25 protein-coding genes are annotated in these 26433 nt (G+C 53.1%); 16 read left to right on the top strand and 9 right to left on the bottom strand.

The window, feature by feature from the left end; translation table 11 throughout:
- Nucleotides 1-160: 160 nt before the first annotated feature.
- Nucleotides 161-766 (bottom strand): hypothetical protein, encoded by a 606-nt coding sequence (locus FBY13_RS15300; RefSeq protein ID WP_096012569.1) that lies wholly within the window; start codon nt 764-766, stop codon nt 161-163.
- A 210-nt stretch (nt 767-976) separates the two neighbouring features.
- On the opposite strand from FBY13_RS15300, the gene FBY13_RS15305 reads away from it, so the two are divergent.
- The 10 genes from FBY13_RS15305 (at nt 977) to FBY13_RS15350 (ending at nt 11183) form a co-directional block, all read left to right on the top strand.
- A complete protein-coding gene (locus FBY13_RS15305; protein ID WP_109717934.1) occupies nt 977-1537 on the top strand; it encodes a DNA-3-methyladenine glycosylase I in 561 nt (186 codons plus the stop codon).
- Nucleotides 1538-1653: 116 nt separating this feature from the next.
- Nucleotides 1654-2316 (top strand): OmpA family lipoprotein, encoded by a 663-nt coding sequence (locus FBY13_RS15310; protein WP_063877813.1) that lies wholly within the window; start codon nt 1654-1656, stop codon nt 2314-2316.
- A 160-nt stretch (nt 2317-2476) separates the two neighbouring features.
- A complete protein-coding gene (locus tag FBY13_RS15315) occupies nt 2477-3460 on the top strand; it encodes a LacI family DNA-binding transcriptional regulator (protein WP_096012570.1) in 984 nt (327 codons plus the stop codon).
- Between the two features lie 68 nt (nt 3461-3528).
- The gene (locus FBY13_RS15320) at nt 3529-4554 is read left to right on the top strand and encodes a LacI family DNA-binding transcriptional regulator (RefSeq protein WP_063877815.1); all 1026 of its coding nucleotides are present in this window, start codon (nt 3529-3531) and stop codon (nt 4552-4554) included.
- A gap of 138 nt (nt 4555-4692) precedes the next feature.
- A complete protein-coding gene (locus FBY13_RS15325; protein ID WP_145394557.1) occupies nt 4693-5442 on the top strand; it encodes a sugar phosphate isomerase/epimerase in 750 nt (249 codons plus the stop codon).
- A gap of 9 nt (nt 5443-5451) precedes the next feature.
- On the top strand, nt 5452-6405 hold the full coding sequence (locus tag FBY13_RS15330; protein ID WP_145394558.1) for a sugar kinase: 954 nt from the start codon (nt 5452-5454) through the stop codon (nt 6403-6405).
- Nucleotides 6406-6438: 33 nt separating this feature from the next.
- Nucleotides 6439-7719: an MFS transporter gene (locus tag FBY13_RS15335; protein ID WP_145394559.1), complete on the top strand. Its 1281-nt coding sequence runs from the start codon at nt 6439-6441 to the stop codon at nt 7717-7719.
- Nucleotides 7720-7790: 71 nt separating this feature from the next.
- The gene (gene ghrB / locus FBY13_RS15340; RefSeq protein WP_145394560.1) at nt 7791-8765 is read left to right on the top strand and encodes a glyoxylate/hydroxypyruvate reductase GhrB; all 975 of its coding nucleotides are present in this window, start codon (nt 7791-7793) and stop codon (nt 8763-8765) included.
- 81 nt (nt 8766-8846) lie between these two features.
- Nucleotides 8847-10097 (top strand): valine--pyruvate transaminase, encoded by a 1251-nt coding sequence (locus tag FBY13_RS15345; RefSeq protein WP_063877820.1) that lies wholly within the window; start codon nt 8847-8849, stop codon nt 10095-10097.
- 174 nt (nt 10098-10271) lie between these two features.
- Nucleotides 10272-11183 carry an EamA family transporter gene (locus tag FBY13_RS15350; protein WP_063877821.1) on the top strand — a complete coding sequence of 304 codons (912 nt, stop codon included), beginning with the start codon at nt 10272-10274 and terminating at the stop codon, nt 11181-11183.
- Nucleotides 11184-11240: 57 nt separating this feature from the next.
- Here FBY13_RS15350 and FBY13_RS15355 read toward each other — a convergent pair whose 3' ends face one another.
- On the bottom strand, nt 11241-12179 hold the full coding sequence (locus FBY13_RS15355) for an amidohydrolase (protein ID WP_145394561.1): 939 nt from the start codon (nt 12177-12179) through the stop codon (nt 11241-11243).
- Nucleotides 12180-12704: 525 nt separating this feature from the next.
- On the opposite strand from FBY13_RS15355, the gene FBY13_RS15360 reads away from it, so the two are divergent.
- Entirely contained in the window at nt 12705-13634 is a 930-nt protein-coding gene (locus FBY13_RS15360; RefSeq protein WP_145394562.1) for an Rpn family recombination-promoting nuclease/putative transposase, read from the top strand.
- Between the two features lie 209 nt (nt 13635-13843).
- Here FBY13_RS15360 and ibpA read toward each other — a convergent pair whose 3' ends face one another.
- On the bottom strand, nt 13844-14260 hold the full coding sequence (gene ibpA / locus FBY13_RS15365) for a small heat shock chaperone IbpA (RefSeq protein ID WP_014332924.1): 417 nt from the start codon (nt 14258-14260) through the stop codon (nt 13844-13846).
- Nucleotides 14261-14542: 282 nt separating this feature from the next.
- Here ibpA and FBY13_RS15370 point away from each other — a divergent pair, with 282 nt between their 5' ends.
- Entirely contained in the window at nt 14543-14905 is a 363-nt protein-coding gene (locus FBY13_RS15370) for a YceK/YidQ family lipoprotein (RefSeq protein ID WP_096012575.1), read from the top strand.
- Here the strand turns inward: FBY13_RS15370 and FBY13_RS15375 are convergent.
- The 6 genes from FBY13_RS15375 to dnaA all read right to left on the bottom strand — a co-directional run bounded on the left by FBY13_RS15375 (nt 14886) and on the right by dnaA (nt 23434).
- Complete coding sequence (locus FBY13_RS15375) at nt 14886-16139, bottom strand: DUF3748 domain-containing protein (RefSeq protein ID WP_145394563.1); 1254 nt, start codon at nt 16137-16139, stop codon at nt 14886-14888. The two genes, FBY13_RS15370 and FBY13_RS15375, sit on opposite strands and share 20 nt — an antisense overlap.
- 106 nt (nt 16140-16245) lie before the next feature.
- Nucleotides 16246-17055 (bottom strand): sugar-phosphatase, encoded by an 810-nt coding sequence (gene yidA, locus FBY13_RS15380; RefSeq protein ID WP_063877826.1) that lies wholly within the window; start codon nt 17053-17055, stop codon nt 16246-16248.
- 189 nt (nt 17056-17244) lie between these two features.
- A complete protein-coding gene (gene gyrB / locus FBY13_RS15385; RefSeq protein ID WP_063877827.1) occupies nt 17245-19653 on the bottom strand; it encodes a DNA topoisomerase (ATP-hydrolyzing) subunit B in 2409 nt (802 codons plus the stop codon).
- Between the two features lie 17 nt (nt 19654-19670).
- The gene (recF, locus tag FBY13_RS15390; RefSeq protein ID WP_063877828.1) at nt 19671-20756 is read right to left on the bottom strand and encodes a DNA replication/repair protein RecF; all 1086 of its coding nucleotides are present in this window, start codon (nt 20754-20756) and stop codon (nt 19671-19673) included.
- 166 nt (nt 20757-20922) lie between these two features.
- Nucleotides 20923-22023: a DNA polymerase III subunit beta gene (gene dnaN, locus FBY13_RS15395; protein ID WP_063877829.1), complete on the bottom strand. Its 1101-nt coding sequence runs from the start codon at nt 22021-22023 to the stop codon at nt 20923-20925.
- A 4-nt stretch (nt 22024-22027) separates the two neighbouring features.
- Nucleotides 22028-23434: a chromosomal replication initiator protein DnaA gene (gene dnaA / locus FBY13_RS15400; RefSeq protein WP_063877830.1), complete on the bottom strand. Its 1407-nt coding sequence runs from the start codon at nt 23432-23434 to the stop codon at nt 22028-22030.
- Between the two features lie 597 nt (nt 23435-24031).
- Between dnaA and rpmH the strand changes: the two genes are divergently transcribed.
- Genes rpmH through yidC form a run of 4 tightly spaced genes read left to right on the top strand, consistent with a single transcriptional unit; the run spans nt 24032 to nt 26416 of the window.
- Nucleotides 24032-24172 carry a 50S ribosomal protein L34 gene (rpmH, locus tag FBY13_RS15410; RefSeq protein ID WP_003849659.1) on the top strand — a complete coding sequence of 47 codons (141 nt, stop codon included), beginning with the start codon at nt 24032-24034 and terminating at the stop codon, nt 24170-24172.
- Nucleotides 24173-24186: 14 nt separating this feature from the next.
- Nucleotides 24187-24546: a ribonuclease P protein component gene (rnpA, locus tag FBY13_RS15415; RefSeq protein WP_013023999.1), complete on the top strand. Its 360-nt coding sequence runs from the start codon at nt 24187-24189 to the stop codon at nt 24544-24546.
- Nucleotides 24510-24767, top strand: coding sequence for a membrane protein insertion efficiency factor YidD (yidD, locus tag FBY13_RS15420; RefSeq protein ID WP_006121380.1), 258 nt, complete (start codon nt 24510-24512; stop codon nt 24765-24767). The genes rnpA and yidD overlap by 37 nt, the downstream gene beginning before the upstream one ends.
- Before the next feature lie 2 nt (nt 24768-24769).
- On the top strand, nt 24770-26416 hold the full coding sequence (yidC, locus tag FBY13_RS15425; protein ID WP_063877831.1) for a membrane protein insertase YidC: 1647 nt from the start codon (nt 24770-24772) through the stop codon (nt 26414-26416).
- Nucleotides 26417-26433 lie beyond the last annotated feature (17 nt).

The following is a 26433-nucleotide window of genomic DNA, read 5'->3' on the forward strand; positions in this document are numbered from 1 at the left end:
GTTAACTTACACCGAACACCGAATAAAATAATCCGGTGCAGAAGCGCATATTGTACCTTTTTTAACGCGCAGGATCGCTGAAAAAGCGTTGTGGATAGCAACCCAACCTAATGCGTTAGCACAACCGTTGGGTTGACGTGGCAGTGTTTACCTGGCGCGTTTAGCGCCGGGTTTGCCACAGATAGCGAAGCCCGGCCAGCCAGCACAGGCTGTAACCCAGCAGTTCAACGCCTTCTTCAGCCATATTTTTGACGCCTCGATTATAGTGATCGGGCATCAGGTGCTCCCACAGCGCGTTCATACCAAACAGCCGGGAGAAAACCAGCACAATCATCAATCCGGCCGCCATGACGGGCCAACGATTGTGATTCAGCAAATCCGCCAGCGCGCTGATGGTTTGCTTAGGTGTTCGCATGGCTACCGCTAAACTGCCCAGCGCAATCGCCAGCGCAAACCACACCCAGCTACCATGACGGATGAGATCGAAGAAAAAATCCAGTTCACGGATAAGCATACAACTGTAAAAACCGGCAATTAAGGTTAATCCACCCCGTTGTTCGGGCCGATGACGGGCGGCAATAAAAAACAGCGCGGCAAGACTGACCAATAACAATTCCTGCACGGTTTCGGTAAAAGACGCTTCATGCAGCGCATTATCCATCCAGACCACATCCACATAGAGGGGTCCGATCATTAAGGTGATAAACAGAGAAGTAAAAAGAAATACCGTGAGCTCACGGCCAATAAGGATTACATCGTTACGCATGGAGTTACCTGAAAATGACTATCGTTATCATTATATTTTTATTCGTCGCACCTGCCTTCGCTTTTTATGCGTGATCGATTCAGCGAACAACATAACCTGCGTTGATAGCTGAAGCGGCCTCGCAAATTACGCGGCTTAGGGTTCAAAACGTCAGGGATTGCCTCTACTATCGGGGAAATCAAAATAGCGCGCTATATAAGGACTAATGCAATGCAACGATGTGGCTGGGTAACGCAAGATCCTGTCTATCTGGCCTACCATGACAAGGAGTGGGGCATCGCGCAGAGAGATAAACAGGCGCTGTTTGAAATGTTGTGCCTGGAAGGCCAGCAGGCGGGGTTGTCCTGGATTACCGTGCTGAAAAAACGCCAAAATTACCGCGCCGCGTTTCACCAGTTTGATCCGCAGGCCATTGCGTTGATGGATGAGCAGGATATCGCGCAGCTTATGCAGAACAGCGGCATTATCCGTCATCCAGGCAAAATCGCGGCGATTATTGCAAATGCCCGAGCCATGTTGGCAATGGAAGCAGAAGGCGAGGATTTTGCCCGTTTTGTCTGGCAGTTCGTCGATAATCAGCCCATTGTCCATCACTTCGCCGACTATAAACAGAGCCCGACAACCTCCGCGCAGGCCACTGCGCTTTCAAAAGCACTCAAAACACGTGGTTTTAAATTCATCGGCCCGACAATTTGTTATTCATTTATGCAGGCCTGCGGCCTGATTAACGATCATCAAACCAACTGTTTTTGCCATCCTGACAACATTTAACGCCGATCCTTTACAAAATAAGACATTGTCTCAGGATTTTCCTCACTTTTGCGCGGCATAATCAGTACCACTTAGGGGATAAGATGCCTCGTTGTGATGAACGTAAGGGATAAATAATGCAGAAAAAGTTAATTGCTCTCACCCTGTTGTTAAGCGGTAGCCTGGTGATATCGGGTTGTACCACCAATCCTTACACTGGCGAATCTCAGGCCGGTAAATCCGGTGTAGGTGCAGGCCTTGGCGCATTAGTGGGCGCAGGCGTTGGCGTACTTTCTTCCTCGAAGAAAGATCGCGGTAAAGGGGCATTAATTGGTGCGGCCAGCGGCGCGGCATTAGGCGGCGGCGTGGGTTATTACATGGATGTCCAGGAAGCGAAACTGCGCGACAAAATGAAAGGAACCGGCGTTAGTGTGACCCGTCAGGGCGATAACATCGTGCTGAATATGCCGAACAATGTAACCTTTGATTCCAGCAGCAGCAGCCTGAAACCGGCGGGGGCCAATACATTGACCGGTGTGGCAATGGTGCTGAAAGAGTATCCCAAAACGGCCGTCAATGTTGTGGGACATACTGACAGTACCGGCTCGCGTGCGTTAAACATGCGTCTGTCGCAGCAGCGTGCCGAAAGCGTTGCCAGCGCGCTGATCGTTCAGGGTGTTGCAGAGAACCGTTTGCATACTCAGGGCGCAGGGCCAGACAGCCCGATTGCCACTAACAGTACTGAAGCCGGTAAAGCGCAGAACCGCCGCGTTGAAATTACGCTCAGTCCGTTGAATTGATTATCCCGCCCCCGTCTCCGGGGGCGAAATACGGCTCGCTGTCATTTTTTCGACAATTTTCGGTAATAAAATTGGCAAGGGTTCCAGTTGGGAACCTGCGCACGGTGCCTGTCAACGCTTTATGCCAGAATGATTCAAATTGAACAATGGATAACGCATCATGTCACTGAAAGCCATTGCGTCAGTATTAGGTCTCTCCGTTACCACAGTGAGCCGTGCACTCAACGGTTATGAGGATGTGGCCAAACAAACACGCCAGCGTGTGGAAGAAGAAGCACAGCGACGCGGCTACCGTCCCAATGTTGCCGCCCGACGTTTAAAAACCGGGCGTGCCAACGCGGTAGGACTGGTTTATCCGATGAGCGCTCCGCCACTCAGCGACACGCACTTTAACAAGATATTAGTGGCGCTCGATCAGCGTCTTTCTCACTACGATATCGATCTCCTGTTATTAACCGATAAACCGCATGACGGGCAGCGTTCACTGATTCGCATGCTGCGCAGCCGGGCGGTCGATGCGATCGTCGTAACGCACACCTCGCCTCATGACGAGCGCCTGCTCAGCCTGCAGCAGAAAGGTTTTAATTTTCTGACGCTGGGACGGAGTGATGCACAGCAGGATCATGCCTGGTTTGACGTTGACAATGCCGCCGGTTCGGTTCTGGCCGTGAAGCACTGTCTGGCGCTTGGCATGCAACGTATCGCCTGGCTCGGTGGCAACGAGACCTGCACGTTTGTGCGCGATCGCCGCCAGGGTTATCTGAATGCGCTGGATTCCGTGCCACCTTATGCCACCGCCGTGGTTGAACCGTCGCGTCGGGCGGGTTATCAACAAATTACAGACTGGCTGGCGCAAGGGCTGCAACCTGAGGCAATTATCACCGATTGCAGCGCGCTGGCGGAAGGCGCGCTAATGGCATTGCAGCAGGCGGGTCGCCTGCAGGGTAAAGACGCCATCACCTTAATTGCGTGGGACGGGCTACCGGCTGATGCCATTATCGATTACCCGATTATCGCCATTCGCCAGGCCAGCGAGCAGCAGAGAGGGGAGCAGGTAGCGACGATGATAATGCGCCTGCTGGAAGGCGCGCCGTTGGCGCAACTGCAGGTACTGTGGCAACCCTGGCTGCAACTTCCCCAATGACGCTATCTTTTTTGCCATGTTGTATGCCTGTGGTAGTCTCGCCGGATGCTTAATTTGCGGAAGACTTTATGAAAACCAGGCCGTCTCGCGCCACGATCAGCGATGTTGCTCACGCGGCAAAAACCGGTAAAACCAGCGTCTCACGCTATTTAAACGGTGAGCAACATTTGCTCTCTGCCGATTTAAAAGCGCGCATCGAGCAGGCGATTAGCGATCTTAACTATCGGCCAAGTCAGATGGCGCGTGGCCTGAAACGCGGGCGTACCCGACTGATTGGCCTGATCATCGCCGATATTACGAATCCCTATTCTGTGGACGTGATGTGCGGCATTGAAGCCGCCTGCCGCGAATGTGGCTTTACATTGCTGATGTGTAATACCAATAACGAAGTCGATCTGGAGCAGCATTACCTGCAGTTGCTGAGCAGCTATCAGGTTGAAGGCATTGTGGTCAATGCGGTTGGCATGCATGAAAAGGTCCTGAGCCGGTTACAACAGTCGTTGCTGCCCATGGTACTGATCGATCGAAAAATCCCTGATTTCCCATGCGATGTTGTCGGGCTGAATAATGCCGAAGCGGCAGAAACGGCCACCGGCCATCTTATTGATAACGGCTATGAGTCACTGCTGTTTCTCAGTGAACCGCTTGGAAGCGTGAATACGCGTCGGGAACGACTACAGGCGTTTCGCCAGCGTTTAGCTGCGCATCCCGCGATCGTCCATGAGAACGCCGAGGTCGCGCTGCACCAACCGGAGCTGATGGATAACGTCCTGCGCGACTTTCATCAGCGCCATGCGGGAAAACGCTGTGCGGTAATGGTTGCCAATGGCGCGCTAACCCTGCAGGTGGCCCGCTCTCTCCAGCGTCTTGCGCTGCACTGGGGCAGCGACATTGGTCTGCTGGGATTTGACGAGCTTGAGTGGGCTGCATTGGCCGGGGTGGGTATTACTACCTTAAAGCAGCCGACCTGGCAAATCGGTTATCACGCGCTTGAGCGTCTTATTTCCCGTATCGACGGTCACGATCATCCCCCTTGCGAACAGGTTTTCTCGGGCGAACTGATTGTTCGCGGTTCCAGCCAACGCCTGCGCTGATTTTCAGACTCTTCCTTTCGATTACGTGCTCACTTCGTGAGCACGATCATAATTCCGCGTTTTGCCACTTTGCTTTGGAACCGGTTCCATTTAACGTTTTTGTAACGCAAATGCCGATTTTCACATCAGGAGCCCGTAATGAAGCCCGAAATCATCGTCGTGACCGCTGCTTATGGTCATCAACAGGTTGCTGCACTGGGCGGGCAGTTAGCGCTTTTGCCCATTATCCAGCAGGCCGGTGCCGACGGTGTGGAAATCCGCCGTGAACTGTGTGATGACACCACGCTAACGCATTTACCCGCGCTGGCGCAGGCGGCGCGGCAGCACCAGTTACGCGTCAGTTATTCGGTGCCCGACACCTTGTTCAGCGAGGACGGCAGGCTAAACCCACTGTTGAAAAGCTACTTTAGCGAAGCACTTCAGCTCAATGCACAACGGTTGAAAGTGGCGCTGGGAAACTTCACAGGTGCGCTGTACAGCGAAATGCTGCGTAAGCTTATGACGGAATATGGCATTCCCCTCACCGTAGAAAATGATCAAACGCGCTTTGGTAAGCAGCAGCCCATGTTGCGTTTCTTCAACGCTGCCCAGGAGGCGGCGCTGCCGATCGGCATGACGTTTGATATGGGCAACTGGTACTGGATGGATGAAGACCCGCGCCAGGCGGCGGACCTGCTGGCGGGCCATGTGGATTACGTGCATGTCAAAGCGGCGGCGCCGCAGGGAACCAGCTACCGCGCGATAGCGCTGGATGACGCTCCGCCTGGCTGGCAAAGCCTGTTACACCGGTTACCTGCAACAGCGCCTCGCGGCATTGAGTTTCCGCTGGAAGGCAACGATTTGATTGCGGTTACGCGCCATTATGTGACGCTGCTGCGTAACGTCTGAGGAGTACATATGACAACCCATTCAAACGGCACGCTTGATGTGATCACCATCGGTGAGGCCATGGCCATGTTTGTCGCCCGTGAAACGGGCGATTTGGCCGCTGTAGAAACCTTTGTTAAGCGTGCCGCTGGCGCTGAACTGAATGTGGCAATCGGTCTGGCGCGCCTTGGCCTGAAAGTGGGCTGGGTAAGCCGCATTGGGCAGGACGCCTTTGGTCGCTTTATCTGTCAGGTGCTGGACAAGGAAAATATTGACCACCGCCAGGTGATCGTCGACTCGCAGTATCCCACCGGTTTCCAGCTTAAATCCAAAGTCGATGACGGTTCAGATCCGCTTGTGGAGTACTTCCGTAAAGGCTCCGCTGCCAGTCATCTGTCGCCAAAGGATTTTGACCACGACTATTTCGGTTCCGCGCGCCATTTGCATCTTAGCGGCGTGGCGGCGGCGATTTCAGACAGCTCGCTTGCGCTGACAAAGCAAGCGGCTAAAGAGATGCGGGCACGAGGCAAAACTATTTCGTTTGACCCCAATCTGCGACCTGTGTTGTGGCGCAGCGAAGATGAAATGCGCAAGCAGCTCAATCTGTTAGCGGAATACGCTGACTGGGTACTGCCTGGAGAAAAAGAGGGCTATATCTTAACCGGCTATCGTCAGCCGCAGGATATCGCCGATTTTTATCTCGATAAGGGCGTGAAAGCGGTCATCATTAAAACCGGTTGTGACGGTGCCTGGTACAAAACGGCCAGCGGTGAGCAGGGCCAGGTTGAGGCGATGAAAGTCGATAACGTCGTTGATACTGTGGGGGCGGGAGATGGTTTTGCCGTGGGTGTGGTGAGTGCGTTGCTGGAAGGGAAGCCACTGGTACAGGCGATTCGCCGGGGTAACAAAATAGGTTCACTGGCGATTCAGGTTATTGGCGATAGCGAAGGTTTGCCGACACGTCAGCAGTTAGGCGATGCGTAGCCCAGCCCGCAAACACAGACAGAGGAGTTTCCGATGAAAACGCAGACTATCGCGCCAAAACGCTGGTGGTTCATCATGCCCATCGTGTTTATTACTTACAGCCTTGCCTACCTTGACCGTGCAAATTTTAGTTTTGCGTCGGCAGCGGGCATTAATGACGATTTGGGCATCACGAAAGGCATGTCATCATTACTGGGCGCCCTGTTCTTTCTGGGGTATTTCTTTTTCCAGATCCCCGGGGCAATTTATGCCGAACGCCGCAGTGTAAAAAAACTGATTTTCTGGTGCCTGATTCTGTGGGGTGGCTGTGCTTCACTGACCGGTATCGTCAGTAACATTCCCATGCTGGCGGCCATTCGTTTTGTTCTTGGCGTTGTCGAAGCCGCCGTGATGCCCGCCATGCTGATTTATATCAGTAACTGGTTTACTAAATCTGAACGCTCGCGGGCCAATACCTTTCTGATCCTGGGCAATCCGGTCACGGTATTGTGGATGTCAGTGGTGTCCGGTTATTTAATCGAGGCCTTCGGCTGGAGGGAAATGTTCATTTTTGAAGGCATTCCCGCGGTTATCTGGGCCGTGGCCTGGTGGTTCTTAGTGCAGGACAAACCGTCGCAGGCGCGCTGGATGAGTGATGCAGAAAAAGCCGCGCTGCAGGCTGAGCTGCAAAAAGAGCAGGAAAGTATTAAGGCGGTACGCAACTACGGCGAAGCCTTCCGCAACCGCAATGTCATCATTCTCTGTTTGCAATATTTTGCCTGGAGCATTGGCGTTTACGGTTTCGTACTGTGGTTGCCTTCAATTTTGCGTAATGGCACTCAAATGGGCATGGTTGAAGCCGGCTGGCTGTCAGCCGTACCTTATCTGGCGGCCACCATTGCGATGGTGCTGGTTTCCTGGGCCTCAGACAAAACGCAAAACCGTAAGCTATTTGTCTGGCCACTGCTGCTGATTGGTGCACTGGCGTTCCTGGGCTCGTATCTGGTCGGCTCCGGCAATTTCTGGCTATCCTATACATTACTGGTGATTGCGGGGGCGGCGATGTACGCGCCATATGGACCGTTCTTTGCCATTATTCCGGAAATGTTGCCGCGTAATGTCGCGGGTGGTGCAATGGCATTGATTAACAGTATGGGCGCGCTGGGTTCCTTTATCGGTTCCTGGATTGTGGGTTATCTGAATGGTGCGACCGGCAGTCCTTCTGCCTCCTATATCTTTATGAGTGGCGCGTTACTGCTGTCAGTGGTACTGACGCTTATCGTCAAACCCGCACAGAATAAGACGCCGCCGCTTCACGGGGCGAAACCGGCCTGAAAGCGTAAGCGTTAGCACCTTCTCCGGGCGGCCTTAGCGTTGCCCGTCATTCATTTACAGGGAGCCATCTGATGAAACCCGCCGTCATTCTCTATAAAAAATTGCCTGACGATCTGCGTACGCGCCTTGCAGAACATGCCACGGTGACCGAAATCGACGATCTGTCGCCAGAAAGCCAGCAGCAGCATGAAAAGGCGCTGCAACAGGCCGAAGGATTATTAGGCTCGGGCGGTAAAGTCAATGGGGCGCTGCTGGCAAAAATGCCTAAGCTACGGGCCTGTTCCAGCGTTTCTGTGGGCTATGACAACTTTGATGTAGAGGCGCTAAATCAACGTGGCGTGGTGCTAATGCATACGCCAACGGTGCTGACAGAAACAGTCGCCGATACCATTATGGCACTGGTCCTCAGCAGCGCACGACGCATTCCGGAACTGGATGCCTGGGTGAAGGCGGGTAACTGGCAAAAAAGCATTGGCCCGGATCGCTTTGGTACCGATGTGCACCATAAAACCTTGGGAATCCTTGGGATGGGCCGCATTGGAATGGCGCTGGCCCAGCGGGCGCATTTCGGTTTTGGCATGAAAATTATCTACCAGGCTCGCCGCCAGCATGAGCAGGCCGAATCACAGTTCGCGGCGCAACGCTGTGAATTGGAAACGCTGCTAAAACAGAGCGACTTTGTCTGCATCAGCCTGCCGCTGACCGAAGAAACCCACCATTTGATTGGCGCGGAACAGTTAAAGCTGATGAAGCCTGATGCCATACTGATCAATGCCGGTCGTGGCCCGGTGGTGGATGAAAAGGCGCTGATTGCCGCCCTACAGGACGGTACTATTCGTGCCGCCGGACTGGATGTGTTCGAGAAAGAGCCCTTACCCACTGACTCGCCACTGCTGTCGTTGCCGAATGTGGTGACGCTGCCGCACATTGGTTCAGCAACCCATGAAACCCGATACGGGATGATGCAGGATGCGGTGGAAAATCTGATCGCAGCGCTGAACGGCAAAGTAGAAAAAAACTGCGTTAATCCGCATGTGCTGACGTAATCCCTACGGCTTTCCATTGCGCCCGCCGGGAGCGGGCGTTATGGTGGTTCCCCCATTCTTTATTACAAATTTTTAACCGTTATGGCCTTTTCTCAGTTCGGCGACAAATTTACTCAGCATTCTGGCATCTCACGTCTGATGGAAGACATGGGCGCAGGCTTACGTACGCCTGGCACTATCATGCTCGGCGGCGGCAATCCTGCGCAGATCCCGGCAATGAACGACTATTTTCAGCAGTTGCTGCAGCATATGCATGATGAGGGCAAGCTGAGTGAGGCCCTGTGCAATTACGATGGCCCACGCGGTAAAGCGGTGCTGCTGGATGCGCTGGCGGCGATGCTGCGCGAGCAGCTTGGCTGGTCCATCACTGCACAGAATATCGCCCTGACCAATGGTAGCCAGAGCGCGTTTTTCTATCTGTTTAATCTGTTTGCGGGCCGCCGCAGTGACGGCAGCAAAAAACGTGTGCTGTTCCCACTGGCACCAGAATACCTGGGTTATGCCGATGCGGGCCTGGATGAGGACCTGTTTATTTCGGCTAAACCGAATATTGAGTTGTTGCCGGAAGGACAGTTCAAGTATCACGTCGATTTTGAACATTTACCTATGAATGACGACGTCGGCCTGATTTGTGTCTCGCGCCCAACGAATCCCACCGGCAATGTGATTACTGATGATGAGCTGCTGCAGTTGGATGCGCTGGCGCAGCAGCATGAGGTTCCGCTACTGATCGACAATGCTTATGGTGTGCCGTTTCCGGGCATTATTTTTAGCGATGTCCGGCCTCTGTGGAATCCCAATATCATTCTTTGCATGAGTCTGTCCAAGCTCGGTCTGCCTGGCGCGCGCTGCGGCATTATTATCGCTGATGAAAGCACCATTGCGGCGATTGGCAACATGAACGGCATTATCAGCCTGGCACCAGGCAGTATTGGCCCGGCCATCGCCTGTGAAATGATCCAGCGTGGCGATTTGCTGCGACTGTCTGAAGCGGTGATCAAGCCTTTCTATCAGGACAAGGTTAGGCAGACGATCGCCATTATTCGTCGTTACTTAACTGCGGATCGCTGCCTGATACATAAACCCGAAGGGGCAATTTTCCTCTGGCTGTGGTTTCGCGATTTGCCGATCAGTACTGAGTTGCTGTATCAACGACTTAAGGCGCGAGGCGTGCTGATGGTACCCGGACACTTTTTCTTCCCTGGGCTGGAACATGACTGGCCGCACACACATCAGTGCATGCGTATGAACTATGTGCCGGATGCTGAAAATATTGAAAAAGCGGTACAGATCCTTGCAGAAGAAGTGGAAAACGCCTGGCGCGACAGCTGATTTTGCGGCTGCATCATCACAAAAGGCCGCCGTGTGCCCATGGCTAACCTGTGCTTTAACGTGAAGCTGCCTCAACCTGGTGTTGCCGGGCAGTAGACGACTATTTTTGCATTATCGGTCAACGCGGTTGGGCTCATGGCTGTTGTGGCCTGAGACGAGCAAAAGGAGTGTGCTGTGTCGGGAAAAGATATGCTGTTGGCCCTTTGCGTGGTGGTTGCCTGGGGCGTGAACTTTGTGGTGATCAAACTGGGCCTGCAGAATATGCCGCCCTTCTTGCTGGCCGGACTGCGTTTTGCTCTGGTCGCCTTTCCCGCCATTTTGCTGGTGCGTCGTCCTGCCGTACCACTGCGCTGGATTTTACTGTACGGCATGACCATCAGTTTTGGGCAGTTTGCGTTTCTGTTTTTGGCGATCAAGCTGGGCATGCCGGCAGGCCTGGCCTCGCTGGTGCTTCAGGCACAGGCGTTCTTTACGTTGCTACTCGGGGCACTGTTTCTGGCAGAGAAACTCCGCTGGAATCATATCGTGGGTATTATTATCGCCACTCTGGGTATGTTTTTGTTGGCGACCTCGGGAATGGCGGGCCAGAGTGCAGCCGGTATTACGCTGACGACGATGATGCTGATGCTGGCGGCGGCGTTCTCCTGGGGACTGGGCAATATCACCAATAAGATCATTACGCGTCACTATCCCGTACCGGTGATGTCATTGGTGGTCTGGAGCGCCCTGGTTCCGGTTCTTCCTTTTATTGGCTGTTCGCTGCTGTTTGACGGTGAATCGGCGATAATGAGTAGTCTGACGCAGATTAACCTGCAAACGATACTGGCGCTCGTTTATCTGGCGTTTGTCGCGACCATTATGGGCTACGGCATCTGGAGTACCTTGCTCAGCCGCTATGAAACATGGCGCGTTGCGCCGTTGTCTCTGCTGGTGCCTGTGGTGGGGATCGTCAGTGCGGCCTTGTTGTTGGGGGAAACGCTATCACTCCAGCAGGTTGTGGGCGCAGCGGTAATTATTGTCGGGCTCCTGGTGAATATGTTTGGTGGCATGATCAGGCAGCGATGGTTTATGCGTTCGCAAACATAAATCATCCGGCTGAGATTGCAGGCATCTGACGAGCGTACCATATCCTTTACTGCATGTTTATCCGAGGGCGCGGTTATCAAAGCCGTAGAGCTCAGATGGGTTATCACGCAGAATTAACATCCTGTCTGCGGACGAGGGTGCCCAGCGCGCCAGTAAATCGAGTATGGCGGCATCATCGGGCTTATCGTGTTCTTCTTTTGTAGGATGTGGCCAGTCACTTCCCCACAACAGGCGGTTAGGCCGAATCCTTACCAGTTCCGCGGCGACCTGACCCACGTCCTCATAGCCCGGGGGGCCGACGCGGGACTTGATGTATGGCCCAGACAGTTTTACCCAGGTGTTACCTGCTTCAAGGAGACGGGTTACTGTCTGGAAACAAGGAGATGTGATTCCCTCTGGTTGCGGAATATGCCCCATATGATCGATAACCAGTTTTGTGGGCAGCGCCGCCAGGCGCGATTCCAGCTCAGCCAGTTTTTCGCCGGGCGCAACGACCTGAATATGCCATCCCCACTGTGCTATTCGGGAAGCAAGAGGCTCCAGATTATCCAGAGATGTTCCTCCTCTGCTCAGATTAAAACGAATACCACGTACGCCATGCCGATCCATTTCTTGTAGCTCTGCATTACTCACTGACGTATCGATAACGGCCACGCCCCTTGCATGGCCTGCACTCTGCTTAAGGCCCTCCATCAACAGCCGGTTATCTGTGCCGTAGGTTGAAGGCGTGACAATGACCATGCGGTGAAGTCCCAGGCGGGCTTGCAACGAGGAGTAATCGGCAAGCGATGCATTGGCGGGTTGTAAGCTTGCACCGGGTACAGCAGGATATTTATCGTCATAAAGGTGCATATGGCAGTCCACGCTGCCTACGGGGACGTTCAACACAGGTTGTTTTTCCCCTGAGCTAAAAGGCGTGTTGCTGAGGGCGTTAAAAACGGTAAGCGCACTTAGTGCACCTCCGGCTTGTAAAATAAAGCGTCGGGTTATTGCCATAAAGAGACTCCACGTATGTCGGAAAGGACGTTTAATGCAGTGTCGTATTCGATAATAATCTAACCTGTCCTTTTGGTAGCCTCTAGCAATAAGCGTTTTTCGTCAACACGATTGATCCGGCTAAACGTGATCCTGTATGAGCCTATGGGAATTAAACAGTATAATTTTTTTCAAAAAATTAATTCTTATGATCAACTTCTGAATAAGTTGTTATTACATAAACATGATTTACATGAAAATATAGATTGAGTTATCTAAGCATTATTCATCATGGAATTTTTTGTGATGTATCTGCTTTTTTAAAATCATGGAGGCGCTGGTCTTTTTTAGTAGAACCCGATTGGCAAGCGCTAATATGGAACCCATTACTCATAAAAGAGCGTTAACCTGGACACCTCGCCCTCTGCATGAAAGTATCACCCTCCCTGGCAAGATAAAAGACCAGATACATCGCACGACGCTCTCAACCTTTTGCGTTATTCCCGGGTTGAGAAACGCTGATTCTTATCATTCAGGCCCGATGCCATGAAGAAGAAAAACTCAACGCCAACACCACACGATGCGACTTTCCGCCAGTTTTTAACCCAGCCTGAGATTGCGCGCGATTTCATGGATCTTCATCTTCCTGACGAGCTGCATGCTATTTGTGATCTGAGTACCTTAAAGCTGGAGTCAGGTTCCTTTGTCGAAGCGGATCTGCGTCAGTATTTCAGCGATGTGCTTTATAGCCTGAAAACCGCATGCGGTGAGGGATATATTCATGTGCTGATTGAGCACCAGTCTTCGCCCGATAAACATATGGCGTTCCGGCTTCTGCGCTATGCGGTTGCGGCGATGCAGCGCCATCTCGACGCCGGTCATAAAAAGCTGCCGCTGGTTATACCGGTGCTGTTTTATATGGGTAAACGCCGGCCCTATCCTTATTCCACCTGCTGGCTGGATGAATTTATCCAGCCGGCGCTGGCCAGCAAACTGTACAGTACATGTTTTCCCCTGGTTGATATCACGGTTATACCTGATGATGAAATCGCGGGCCATCGCAGTATGGCCGCACTGACCCTGCTGCAAAAGCACATCCATCAGCGCGATCTCGCCGATCTGATGGACAGACTTGTCCCTGTGCTGCTGTCCGGTTATCTTTCATCATCACAGGTCGTATCCTTAGTACATTATATTATGCAGGCGGGGGAAACCCTGGCCGTCGAGGCTTTTATCCAGGAACTCGCCCGGCGGGTACCGCAACACGGAGACGCGCTAATGACTATCGCACAGCAGCTTGAACAAAAAGGCATTCAGAAAGGCATTGAGCGAGGGATTCAGCTCGGACGACAGGAAGGCCGCAATGAAGGTAAACGCGAAGTCGCGCGAACCATGCTGCAGAATGGTCTCGATCTCTCTACCGTAATGAAAATGACGGGCCTGAGCGAAGAAGAGCTGGCACAGATTCAGCACTGATTTTAACGCCACCGCAACGTGCTCCATGAGGCTATTGCAAACCTGATGCCTCATTATGCTTCGCTTTGCCCGTTCCCGCGTCAGTCGCCGCATCGCCCTGATACACGCTTCAACGAGGCAGGGCTGCAAAACGTCTTTATTGCCAATGTCATCCATAAAAAAACGGCCACAGCAGCAATGCTGTGGCCGTTATCCAGAATGACTTAGTTTTATTTCAGAATTTCAATCCGGCGTGGTTTTGCTTCTTCAGGCACCAGACGCTCAAGATCAATGCTCAATAACCCATTTTCCAGACGCGCATCACGCACGACGATATGGTCAGCCAGCTGGAATTTGCGCTCGAAATTACGCTCGGCGATGCCCTGATAGAGATACTTACGTTCAGTCTGCTCTTCTGGATGGGCACCACGCACGATCAGCACGTTATCGTGGGCAGTAATATCAAGTTCACTCTGGGCAAAACCGGCCACCGCGATGGTAATGCGATAATGGTTTTCATCAACCAGTTCGACATTATAAGGAGGATAACCCCCATTGCTCTGATTTTGATTGGACTCAAGCAGGTTGAACAAACGATCAAAACCGATAGCAGAGCGATAAAGTGGAGACAGATCAAAGTTACGCATAAAAATACTCCTGAATGTCAGCAAGTTTTGGCAACCTTCCAGCAGTGGACAGGTTGTGTCGTACCGCATTGCCCCTTACGGCGGCAACCTTAACGGCCTGCTATAAAAATGGGTGCAGGTAACATGCTTTCAAGGTGCCGTACGTAATTTTTTCGCCAAATCGGTGAAATGACATACACTCAGGGGTACATAGCCGGACCAGAACGGACTTCACTAGCGGGTGATAAGGTATTCTGGCGAGCCAACTCAGTCAGGTGTTGCCAGGACTGAAGGGATGACGATATGAAAATGATGAAAAGGTTACCGCTGGCAGGCGTGATGTGCTGCGCGGTCGTTTCAAGTGGATGTTCCAGTGTGATGACGCATACCGGAGCAAGCCAGGGCTATTATCCGGGCACGCGCGCCAGCGCTGATATTCTTACCGACAGCAATGCCAGTTGGGCGCTTAAGCCGCTGGCGTTGGTTGACCTGCCTTTTTCTGCGGTAATGGATACGCTGTTGTTACCCTGGGATTATTATCGTAGCGATAGCGACCAACGTCTGGATTCACCGCGCGCCCGGGTGCTGCAGAGTGAAAAGCTGGCGCACACCGAGGAAAACCTGGCCCATGCTCAACCCATGCCCGCTATGCAACCGCAACGGTAAACAGTTGCCGCCAGCCCTCTTTTTCACGCATAAAAGCAATCTGCTTTCCGTCTGGTGACCAGACCACGGCCTCACCGGACGGTGCCTCACGACGTCGTACCGTCAAGCGTTGACACTCACCGGTTGCCACGCGGCAAAGCATAACGCTGTTATCGCAGATAAAGGCAATGGCTTCGCCACAGGGCCGCCAGCTAAACGCCGACTGGATGCTGCTGGGCAGGCGGGTCACCTGATGGGGTTTGCCGCCGTTAGGCGACACGCGCCAAAGCTGGATCACCTGCTGGCTGTCTGCCATTAAAAACGCTATCGCACTGCCATCTGGCGAACTTCGCAGCCAGTGGCGAGGTTGTAACGCCAGCCCTTGAGTCGTCGTTATGCGGCGTTGCCGAACGCCAGCCGGCGGCGCAGGTAGATGATCGTTATCACCTTCCAGCGGTAAACCTCCCGGCATTGCATACGCTTCCAGCGCTTCAGGCAGATCGACGACAAACACTTCGGGACACTTTTCTCCTGTAGTGGAAAAGGTGTCACCGATAAAGGCGATGGCCCAGCGTTGCCAGCTACCGTCAGGTTTTTGATAGCCCTGGTTGCCAATCCAGCACTCTTCATATGCCCGGTTGATGTGGTCGCTACCCGGCTGCGGACTGGCGGTCGTTTCACTAATTAACACGCAAAAATGGCTGCCATCGTATTCGCGCGGGTGCTGCTTTTCTGGCTTAACCGATCGCAGTGGTACGGCGATGCCGACATTACGCAGGTCAAGACGCTGATCCCGTTCGTGCATTACGTGATCGTTATAGGTGAAGCTAATGCGTGTGCCATCCGGGCTAAAAACATGCACGTGGGAGCCGCCACGCAGGGCACCTGGCGTGAAGGGCGGCGTGATATCGCATGCATCCAGGTTTTCGGCCTGGCCCTCTGCCACGATCACGCCGCGCCGATGATGAAAATCGTAATGCCAGCTTTCGTCAGGGTGCTCAGGCCCATGGATACAAACGTAACGTGGGGGCAATGTCGGACTTACGGTGACGACGCCAACGTGCGCGCCATCCTTTGCCTGATATAACACCTCCACTTCGCCCGTGTTCACATTCACGCGCTCAATGGTCTGGCTGGTAAAAGAAGCGCCGGAAGGCCGCACATCAAATGCCAGCCACTGGCTGTCAGCGGTCCAGACGTTGATGTTCGTCAACTGATGGTGGCGCGATGCAAAGGTGATCTGTTTTTCAGACATAGCAAAATCCAGTGAACAGGGGGCGGCAAATTACGCGCGTGTATTTATGGATGAAACAGCCTCATAAGAGGCAATCAACGGCGGCCTCACCGTGCGTCAGAACAGGCTAAAGCACCCATTTTTCAATCGCGTGCGCAACACCATCTTCCCTGTTGGTTTTGGTGACGAACTGCGCAATCTGCTTAACCGATTCAATGGCATTGCCCATTGCCACACCGGTGCCTGCGTATTCAATCATGGCCAGATCGTTTTCCTGATCGCCTATCGCCATCACTTCTTCCGCTTTAAGTCCCAGTTTTTCAGCCAGCATTTTTACACCGTAGCCTTTATTCACCCGGCGATCGAGGATCTCCAGGTAATAGGGCGCACTCTTCAGGATGGTGTAAGTTTGATGTGCATGTTGAGGTAACTTTGCAATCGCCGCATCGAGCAGGGCGGGCTTATCAATCATCATCAGTTTCGGGAAGCGGGTGGTCGGGTCCATCTCTTCCACGGCGCGATAGCGTACCGGAATACCGGTCAGGCTGGATTCGTGAATAGTGAATTCGCTGATGTCTTTGTTTGGCGTGTAAAGATGCGACTTATCAAAGGCTTGAAAATGCACGCCCAGTTCCCGAGCCAGCTTCTCGACATACAGATAATCGTCATAACCCAGCGTCACATCCGCGACCACCTCGCCATCTTCTGCCCGGTGAACCAGGGCACCGTTATTGCTGATGCAGAACTGTCCGCTGGTTTGCAGATCCAGCTCCATCAGATAACGTTCAATGCCAACGAAAGGCCTGCCGGTCGCTAACACAATGGAAACACCCTTTTCCCGGGCGCGGTTCAGCGCTGTTTTTACCCCTGGCGTGATCTCATGCTGCGGATTCAGCAGCGTGCCATCCATATCAATTGCGATCAGTTTTATAGCCATAGCATCCTCGTTGTGTCAGGTTTGCTGCAATGCTAGCGCGATTCAGCGCATATTGACCAGTTCGTCGGCGCTTTATCGCACGCTTACACCATAATCTGGCCACCGCCCGTCTGGCGATGTGTAAACCGGCGGCAGTGTCAGGCAAAAAAAAACCCTTCCAGGGGAAGGGTTTTGCTCATCGCAGGGCGATTAGATATCAATATTTGCGGCTTTCAGCGCATTCTCTTCGATGAAGGCACGGCGTGGTTCAACCGCGTCGCCCATCAGTGTGGTGAACAGCTGATCGGCGGCAATCGCATCTTTGATGGTCACGCGTAACATACGGCGGCTGTCCGGGTCCATGGTCGTTTCCCACAGCTGCTCCGGGTTCATCTCGCCCAGACCTTTATAGCGCTGGACCGACAGACCGCGACGCGACTCTTTCTCCAGCCAGTCAATCGCCTGTTCAAAACTGCTGACAGGCTGACGGCGTTCGCCGCGTTCGATATAGGCATCTTCTTCCAGCAAACCGCGCAGTTTGCCGCCCAGAGTGCAGATCTTACGGTATTCTGCACCCTGCAGGAACTCGGCATCCAGAGGATAGTCGGTATCCACGCCATGCGTACGGACGCGTAAAACTGGCTCAAAGACGCTCTGCTCACGGTTTTCACGAACCTGTGCCAGATAGGTGCTGCCGTGCGCTTCGCGTTCGGTCAGGTAGCTAACCAGGCCGTTGATCCACAGGGTCACTTGCGCTTCGTTGCTGATATCGCTCAGGGTATCGTGATAGATCAGCGCACGCAGCATGGCGACCGGATAACGGCGCTCCATACGTTTGATCATCTTCTGGGTGCTGTTGAATTCAGCCACCAGTGTTTCCAGTGGTTCGCCGCCTAACGCCGGTGCGCTGGCGGTGGTGTGCAGCGAGGTACCGTCAAGGGCAATAGCAATCTGGTACTGAAGCATTGCCTCATCGTCCTTGATGTACTGCTCCTGCTTGCCTTTTTTCACCTTGTACAGCGGCGGCTGCGCGATATAAACGTGGCCACGCTCGATAATTTCTGGCATCTGGCGATAGAAGAAGGTCAACAGCAGCGTACGAATGTGTGAGCCGTCGACGTCCGCATCGGTCATGATGATGATGCTGTGATAACGCAGTTTATCTGGATTATATTCATCGCGACCGATGCCGCAGCCGAGCGCGGTAATCAGCGTTGCCACTTCCTGAGAAGCCAGCATCTTATCGAAGCGCGCCTTCTCGACGTTCAGGATCTTACCTTTAAGCGGCAGAATGGCCTGATTCTTACGGTTACGGCCTTGCTTGGCAGAACCGCCTGCGGAATCACCCTCCACCAGGTAGATTTCTGACAGCGCCGGATCGCGCTCCTGACAATCCGCCAGTTTGCCTGGCAGGCCAGCCAGATCCAGCGCGCCTTTACGGCGGGTCATCTCACGGGCACGACGTGCAGCTTCACGGGCGCGTGCAGCATCAATAATTTTGCCGACAACGATTTTTGCATCGCCCGGATTTTCCAGCAGATATTCAGCCAGCAGTTCGTTCATCTGCTGTTCAACGGCCGATTTCACTTCTGAAGAAACCAGTTTGTCTTTGGTCTGTGAAGAGAATTTCGGATCCGGTACTTTTACCGAAACCACTGCAATCAGCCCTTCACGCGCATCGTCACCGGTCGCGCTGACTTTGGCTTTCTTGCTGTAACCCTCTTTATCCATGTAGGCATTCAGGGTGCGCGTCATCGCCGCGCGGAAACCGGCAAGGTGCGTACCGCCGTCGCGCTGTGGAATATTGTTGGTGAAGCAGTAAATGTTTTCCTGGAAGCCGTCATTCCACTGCAGTGCCACTTCTACGCCAATGCCATCTTTTTCGGTAGAGAAATAGAATACGGTGGGGTGAATAGGCGTTTTGTTCTTATTCAGATACTCAACAAAAGCGCGAATGCCGCCTTCATAGTGGAAGTGGTCATTTCTTGCATCACGCTTGTCTTCCAGACGAATCGACACGCCAGAGTTCAGGAAGGACAGTTCACGCAGGCGTTTCGCCAGAATGTCGTATTCGAAATCGGTAACGTTGGTAAAGGTGTCATGACTTGGCCAGAAACGGATGCGGGTACCGGTTGCGTCGGTATCGCCAGTGGCCGCCAGTGGCGCTTGAGGCACCCCGTGCACATAGATCTGCTGATGCACTTTGCCTTCGCGACGAATGGTCAGCTCCAGCTTCTGCGACAGGGCGTTAACAACGGAAACACCCACGCCGTGCAGGCCGCCAGACACTTTATAAGAGTTGTCATCAAACTTACCACCGGCGTGCAGGACGGTCATGATGACTTCCGCTGCCGACACACCTTCTTCTTCGTGGATGCCGGTTGGGATACCACGTCCGTCATCCTGTACGGAGACAGAGTTATCCGCATGGATGGTGACGACGATATCTTTACAGTGACCGGCGAGCGCTTCGTCGATTGCGTTATCCACGACCTCGAATACCATGTGATGCAGACCGGTTCCGTCATCGGTATCGCCGATGTACATGCCCGGGCGTTTGCGTACCGCATCAAGCCCTTTCAGGACTTTGATACTTGAAGAGTCATAAGAATTCGACATCAACGTTTCTCGCTCATTTAATCTTTAGGTTGAACCGCTATTTTACCCTGTTCCACGCGGAACATCTTGCCCTTTTCGTCAGTCATGTCGATTACATGCTCCGAAGAGATGGCGCTGACAAAGACCTGTGCCTGGGTAGCTTTCAGTCGTTGCGCCAGCAGGCGACGACGGCTGTCATCCAGTTCAGAGGCAAAGTCATCAATGAGGTAAACACAACGGCGTCCGCTCTGGCGGGTCAGGAACTCGCCCTGCGCCAGACGCAATGCACACATCAGTAGCTTAAGCTGACCGCGTGAGAGTAAATCTTCCACCGGCGTACCTTCGGCACGAATACGGAAATCCGCTTTGTGCGGGCCGCTGGCGGTATAAGTCAGGGCACGATCGCGTTCGAAGTTGCGTTCAAGCAGCTCGCCGTAATCGCTTTCTTTGTCCCAGCCACGCTGGAACGAAAAACGCAGATCAAATTCGGGTAAGAACTGTCCACAGGTGGTGACAATTTCGGCTGAGATGGCCGCGCTGTATTCGGCGCGCCACTGGCTGATCTGCTCGGCCAGCGGGACCAGTTCCTGATCCCAGGGACGAATCTGGCTGTAGCGCGTGACCTGACGCAACGCCGCATTGCGTTGCTTAAGCAGGCGGCGGAGGTTGCTCCAGGCATTAAAAAAGCCTGGCGTATTATGAAAACAGCCCCAGTCTACATAGGCTCTGCGATATTTGGGGCCACCGTTAAGTAGAGTAAAACCTTCTGGCGTAATTAACTGCATCGGCAACAGCTGCGCCAGCTCAGCGACTTTGTGACCATCGCTGCCATCAATGCGGACTTTGCTTTCTCCGGCCCGGTTTTTACTCAGCCCCACCGAGAGCTCGCGCTCCTGACCTTCGAGCCGACCGTGCAGCACAAACGCCGCCTGATCGTGACGAATCACCCGGCCCGCCTGTAAACTGCGGAAAGCACGGCCGTGTCCCAGTGTATAAATCGCCTCAAGCACGCTGGTTTTACCGCTACCATTCGCACCCACCAGAAAATTAAACCCTGGCGCTAACGCTAAGTCAGCCTGTTCAATATTACGAAAATCTTTTATCAGCAGGCGGGTTAAAGCCATGAATCAATCCAGCGTGAAGGGCAAATGAGGTTTATCAAATCTCAGTGGTTCCGGACGTTAGCGGTTCTGCTTGTTTTCACACGCTCAGCGCGCCTGGTGCATACAACGTATGTGACCAGAGAGGCGCACTGAACGGATGAAAATAGCGAACCGATTAGCCCGTGTTCTACAAACGCATTGGCATGACGACATAGGCCGCTGCCGGACTCACCACATCTTCAATCTGCACGCTTGATACCGAATCCGTCAGCAACAGACGCACATTCTCGCACTTAAGGGCATTCAGCACATCCAGTACGTAACTGACGTTGAAGCCAATTTCGAGTTCGCTGCCGTTATAGCTGACATCCAGCATCTCTTCCGCTTCTTCCTGCTCAGGATTATTGGCGGTAATTTTCAGCTGATTTTCGGTGATATGCAGCCGAACGCCGCGAAATTTCTCATTAGAGAGAATCGCCGCACGGGCAAAAGCCTGTTTCAGCAGATCGCAGCCTGCTTCCAGGGCTTTATCCGGGTTCTTAGGCAATACCCGACGATAATCAGGGAAACGGCCGTCCACCAGCTTGGAGGTAAAAATATAGTCGCCAACGTGCGCGCGGATATTACTGCTGCCAATCTGCACCTGAAGCGGCGTATCGCCGCCGTCCAGCAGGCGTAACAGCTCGATGACCCCTTTACGCGGCACAATCACTGAATGGCTTGGCAGCGCCTGGCCAATGGGCATTGAGCAGACCGCCAGACGGTGTCCGTCGGTAGCAACCGTACGCAGCTCTTCGCCTTCCGTCTCAAACATCATGCCGTTCAGGTAATAACGTACATCCTGGTGGGCCATAGAGAACTGGGTGGCTTCGATCAGGCGTTTTAGCGTGGCCTGAGGCAGCGTGAATTCAACTTCGTTCTGCCAGTCATCCAGATTGGGGAAATCACTGGCGGGCAGCGTAGAGAGCGAAAAGCGGCTACGGCCAGAGCGCACTAACATGCGCTCGCCTTCCAGCGTTACGTTTATCTCCGCGCCTTCCGGCAGGCCACGGCAAATATCCAGAAATTTGCGTGCCGGAACGGTCGTCGCGCCGGTCTCGTGCGCCTGGGTTAGCGCAACCCGTGCGACCATTTCCATTTCTAAATCGGTGCCGGTCAGCAACAAAGAGCCTTCATTAACCTGCATCAGCAGGTTGCCGAGGATTGGCAGCGTCGGGCGACCACCTAATGGACCACTGACTTGCTGCAGCGGCTTTAGCAACTGTTCACGTTCAACAATAAATTTCATAGCGTCACGAAGATAATGTTCTGATGAGATTTGAGAAATCTTCTTTGATGTCGTGGCTTTCTTCACGCAACTGCTCAATCTTACGGCAAGCGTGAAGCACCGTGGTATGGTCGCGACCACCAAAAGCGTCGCCGATTTCCGGCAAACTGTGGTTGGTCAGCTCTTTAGCCATCGCCATCGCCATTTGACGCGGACGTGCTACCGAGCGCGAACGGCGCTTAGAGAGCAGGTCTGCGACTTTAATTTTGTAGTACTCAGCAACGGTCTTCTGAATATTATCAATAGTGACCAGCTTCTCTTGCAACGCCAGGAGATCCCGCAGCGCTTCGCGAACGAAATCGATCGTAATCGCCCGGCCGGTAAAATTGGCGTTGGCGATGACCCGGTTCAGTGCCCCTTCCAGCTCGCGCACGTTGGAACGTAAACGCTTGGCAATAAAGAAGGCCACTTCGCCCGGCAGGCGGATATCGTTTTCATCCGCCTTTTTCATCAGGATCGCGACGCGGGTTTCCAGTTCTGGCGGTTCGATCGCTACCGTTAAGCCCCAGCCAAAGCGCGATTTCAGACGATCTTCGACGCCGTTGATCTCTTTAGGATAACGATCCGAAGTCAGGATGATCTGCTGATTACCTTCTAACAGGGCATTAAAGGTATGGAAAAACTCTTCTTGAGAACGCTCTTTGTTGGCAAAGAACTGAATGTCATCGATCAGCAGCGCGTCAACCGAACGGTAGTAGCGCTTAAACTCTTCGATAGCATTATTTTGCAGCGCTTTAACCATGTCCTGCACAAAGCGCTCGGAGTGCATGTAAACCACTTTGGCATTGGGTTTACGCGCAATAATGCCGTTACCTACCGCATGCAACAGGTGGGTTTTACCCAGGCCCGTACCGCCATAGAGAAACAGTGGGTTATAGGCCCCGCCAGGATTGTCAGCCACCTGGCGCGCCGCCGCGCGTGCCAGCTGGTTCGATTTACCTTCGACAAAGTTATCGAAGTTATGGCGATTATTGACGTTAGAACGATAAGTCACATCCGCTGGCGCAGGCACATTATCCCAGCTTGGGCGCATGATCTGCGCAGGTGCCGGGCGGTTTTGAACGGGTGCAGCCGGAGCACTGACGCTGGCCATGACAGGCTGGTTTACCGCTGCGGCTTGTTGAACCGGGCGCGTGCCCACCTCAAAACGCAACAACGGCACGTTGACACCGCAGAATTCATTCAGCAATGCATTGATGCTGTTAAGGTATTTATCCCGAACCCAGTCGAGTACGAAGCGGTTAGGAGCATATAAGGCAAGCGTATTGTCGTTTAATTCAGCCTGAAGTGGACGGATCCACATGCTGAATTCGGTGGCAGGAAGCTCATCCTGCAAACGGGCAAGACACTGTTGCCAAAGCGTAAGTGACACGGCGGACTCCACTCGTACAAATTCGATAAGAAAAGTAGGCGCTAATCTAAGAAACGTTCATTTTTGACACAGACGAAAGAAAGCGCCTGCGACCGCTATCAGCGGTTTTCCATCCTGCAATCATTGGAGGATCGTCAGAGGAAGGGCGGATCATAGCGCAAAGCGCGACAGAGATCTTCCCTTTCTACACAGTTTTTATCCTTTTTATCCACAGGACATGAACGCGGAAGAAAGTTTACGCTTGTGGTAGAAAAAACCACCTGGGATCGCGCTGAATGATTCAATTTTTCGGACGAGCTCTCGTTTTTGCTTACTAACGCGCCCATTTGATCGCAATAAGATCCTGCGCGATCCTTGCGCTTTAACACAGACCCCGTATAATTCTTCCCCCGGCGTTGTCGCGTCATGCTCAATGCCCGGACTCAGCGGGCTGTAATCCGGGTTTCTGGTACCGCGACAAGCGAAGTAAATTGACTCGGGACTGTACAATTATTACAATCCCGCCTCTTTATTAAAGACACATTGAGGCGTCGGTCTGTTTTTTGGTCCGGAAACGCGTCACCCAGTGAAAATTTTCAAGTTTAGGTAGAAATCGCCATGAAACGCACTTTTCAACCGTCCGTACTGAAGCGCAACCGTTCACACGGCTTCCGTGCTCGTATGGCAACTAAAAATGGTCGTCAGGTTCTGGCACGTCGTCGTGCTAAAGGCCGCTCTCGTCTGACCGTTTCTAAGTAATAAAGCTAACCCTGGTGGGTAAGCTCGCATTTCCCAGGGAGTTACGTTTGTTAACTCCCACTCATTTCACTTTCGTCTTTCAGCAGCCACAACGGGCTGGCACGCCGCAAATTACTATTCTCGGCCGCCTCAACGCGCTGGGGTATCCCCGCATCGGTCTTACTGTCGCGAAAAAACATGTGAAACGCGCCCACGAACGCAACCGGATCAAGCGATTGACCCGCGAAAGCTTTCGTCTGCGTCAGCATGAATTACCGTCGATGGACTTTGTGGTGGTTGCGAAGAAGGGTGTTGCCGATCTCGATAACCGTATGTTGGCGGAAGCGTTGGAGAAATTATGGCGTCGTCACTGTCGCCTGGCGCGCGGTTCCTGATCGTCCTGATACGCGTTTATCAACGCGGCATCAGTCCATTACTGGGGCCACACTGTCGGTTTCATCCGACCTGCTCTCAATACGGAATTGAGGCCTTACGCAGGTTTGGCGTGATAAAAGGCAGTTGGTTGACTTTAAAACGCGTATTAAAATGCCACCCTTTGAACCCGGGTGGTGACGATCCTGTGCCGCCAAAAACCTTTGATACCAGAGAACATTAACGATGGATTCGCAACGCAATCTCTTTCTCATCGCTTTTCTGTTCGTGTCTTTCATGATCTGGCAAGCCTGGCAGACGGACCATGCTCCGAAGCCTTTGCAGACCCAGACCACGCAGAACACAAACAGTGCAGCCGGTGATGCTGCAGGCCAGGGTGTACCGGCCAGCGGCCAGGGTAAAACGATCACCGTTAAGACTGATGTCCTGTCATTAACTATCAACACCCGCGGTGGCGATGTTGACCAGGCACAACTGCTGACTTACCCAGATAAGCTGGGTTCTGATAAGCCGTTCGAGCTGCTGGAAACCACACCGTCGTTTGTTTACCAGGCGCAAAGTGGCTTAACGGGTCGTAATGGTCCGGATAATCCTAATAATGGTGCGCGTCCGCTGTATAACACCGCCCAGGACCATTTCGAACTGGCTGACGGTCAGAGCGAACTGCGTGTGCCGATGACGTTCACCGCTGAAAACGGCGTTGTCTATACCAAGACATTCGTGTTCAAGCGTGGCGACTATGCGGTTAATGTTGACTACAACATCAACAATACCAGCCAGCAGCCGCTGGAGTTGTCGATGTTTGGCCAGTTAAAGCAGACCATCGATTTGCCTAAACACCGTGATACCGGCAGCAACAACTTTGCGTTGCACACCTTCCGCGGTACGGCTTACTCCACCAGCGAATCGAAATACGAAAAGATTAAGTTCGATACCATCGCGGATAACGAAAACCTCAATACCAATACCAGCAATGGTTGGGTAGCGATGTTGCAGCAGTATTTTGCCACCGCATGGGTGCCGCGCACCCAGGGCGCGAATACGCTTTACACCAGTAATCTGGGTAATGGCGTTGCCGCCATCGGCTATAAATCCGCGCCGGTAACCGTCGCGCCGGGTGCACAACAGACGCTGGATGCCACGCTGTGGGTTGGCCCGGAAATTCAGGACAAGATGGCTGCCATTGCGCCTCACCTTGACCTGACGGTTGACTACGGTTGGTTATGGTTCATCTCTCAGCCACTGTTTAAACTGTTGAAGTTCATTCACAGCTTTATCGGTAACTGGGGCTTCTCCATCATCATCATCACGTTCATCGTGCGTGGCATCATGTACCCGCTGACCAAAGCGCAGTACACCTCGATGGCGAAAATGCGCATGCTGCAGCCGAAGATTCAGGCGATGCGTGAGCGTTTAGGTGACGATAAGCAGAAGCAGAGCCAGGAAATGATGGCGCTGTATAAAGCAGAAAAAGTGAATCCGCTGGGTGGCTGTTTGCCGCTGGTGATTCAGATGCCTATCTTCCTTGCCTTGTACTACATGCTGTCCGGCTCGGTAGAACTGCGTCATGCGCCGTTCATTTTATGGATCCACGATCTGTCAGCACAGGATCCGTACTATATTCTGCCGATTCTGATGGGCATCACCATGTTCTTCATTCAGAAGATGTCACCGACCACCGTGACCGATCCGATGCAGCAGAAGATCATGACGTATATGCCTGTGATTTTCACCGTGTTCTTCCTGTGGTTCCCGTCAGGTCTGGTGCTGTACTACATCGTCAGTAACCTGGTGACCATCCTCCAGCAGCAGCTGATTTATCGCGGGCTGGAAAAACGTGGCTTACACAGCCGCGACAAGAAGAAAGCGTAAAGCCGTCGCGGGAGGTC

Source organism: Pantoea sp. SJZ147 (assembly GCF_007828605.1).
Lineage (GTDB): Bacteria > Pseudomonadota > Gammaproteobacteria > Enterobacterales > Enterobacteriaceae > Pantoea > Pantoea allii.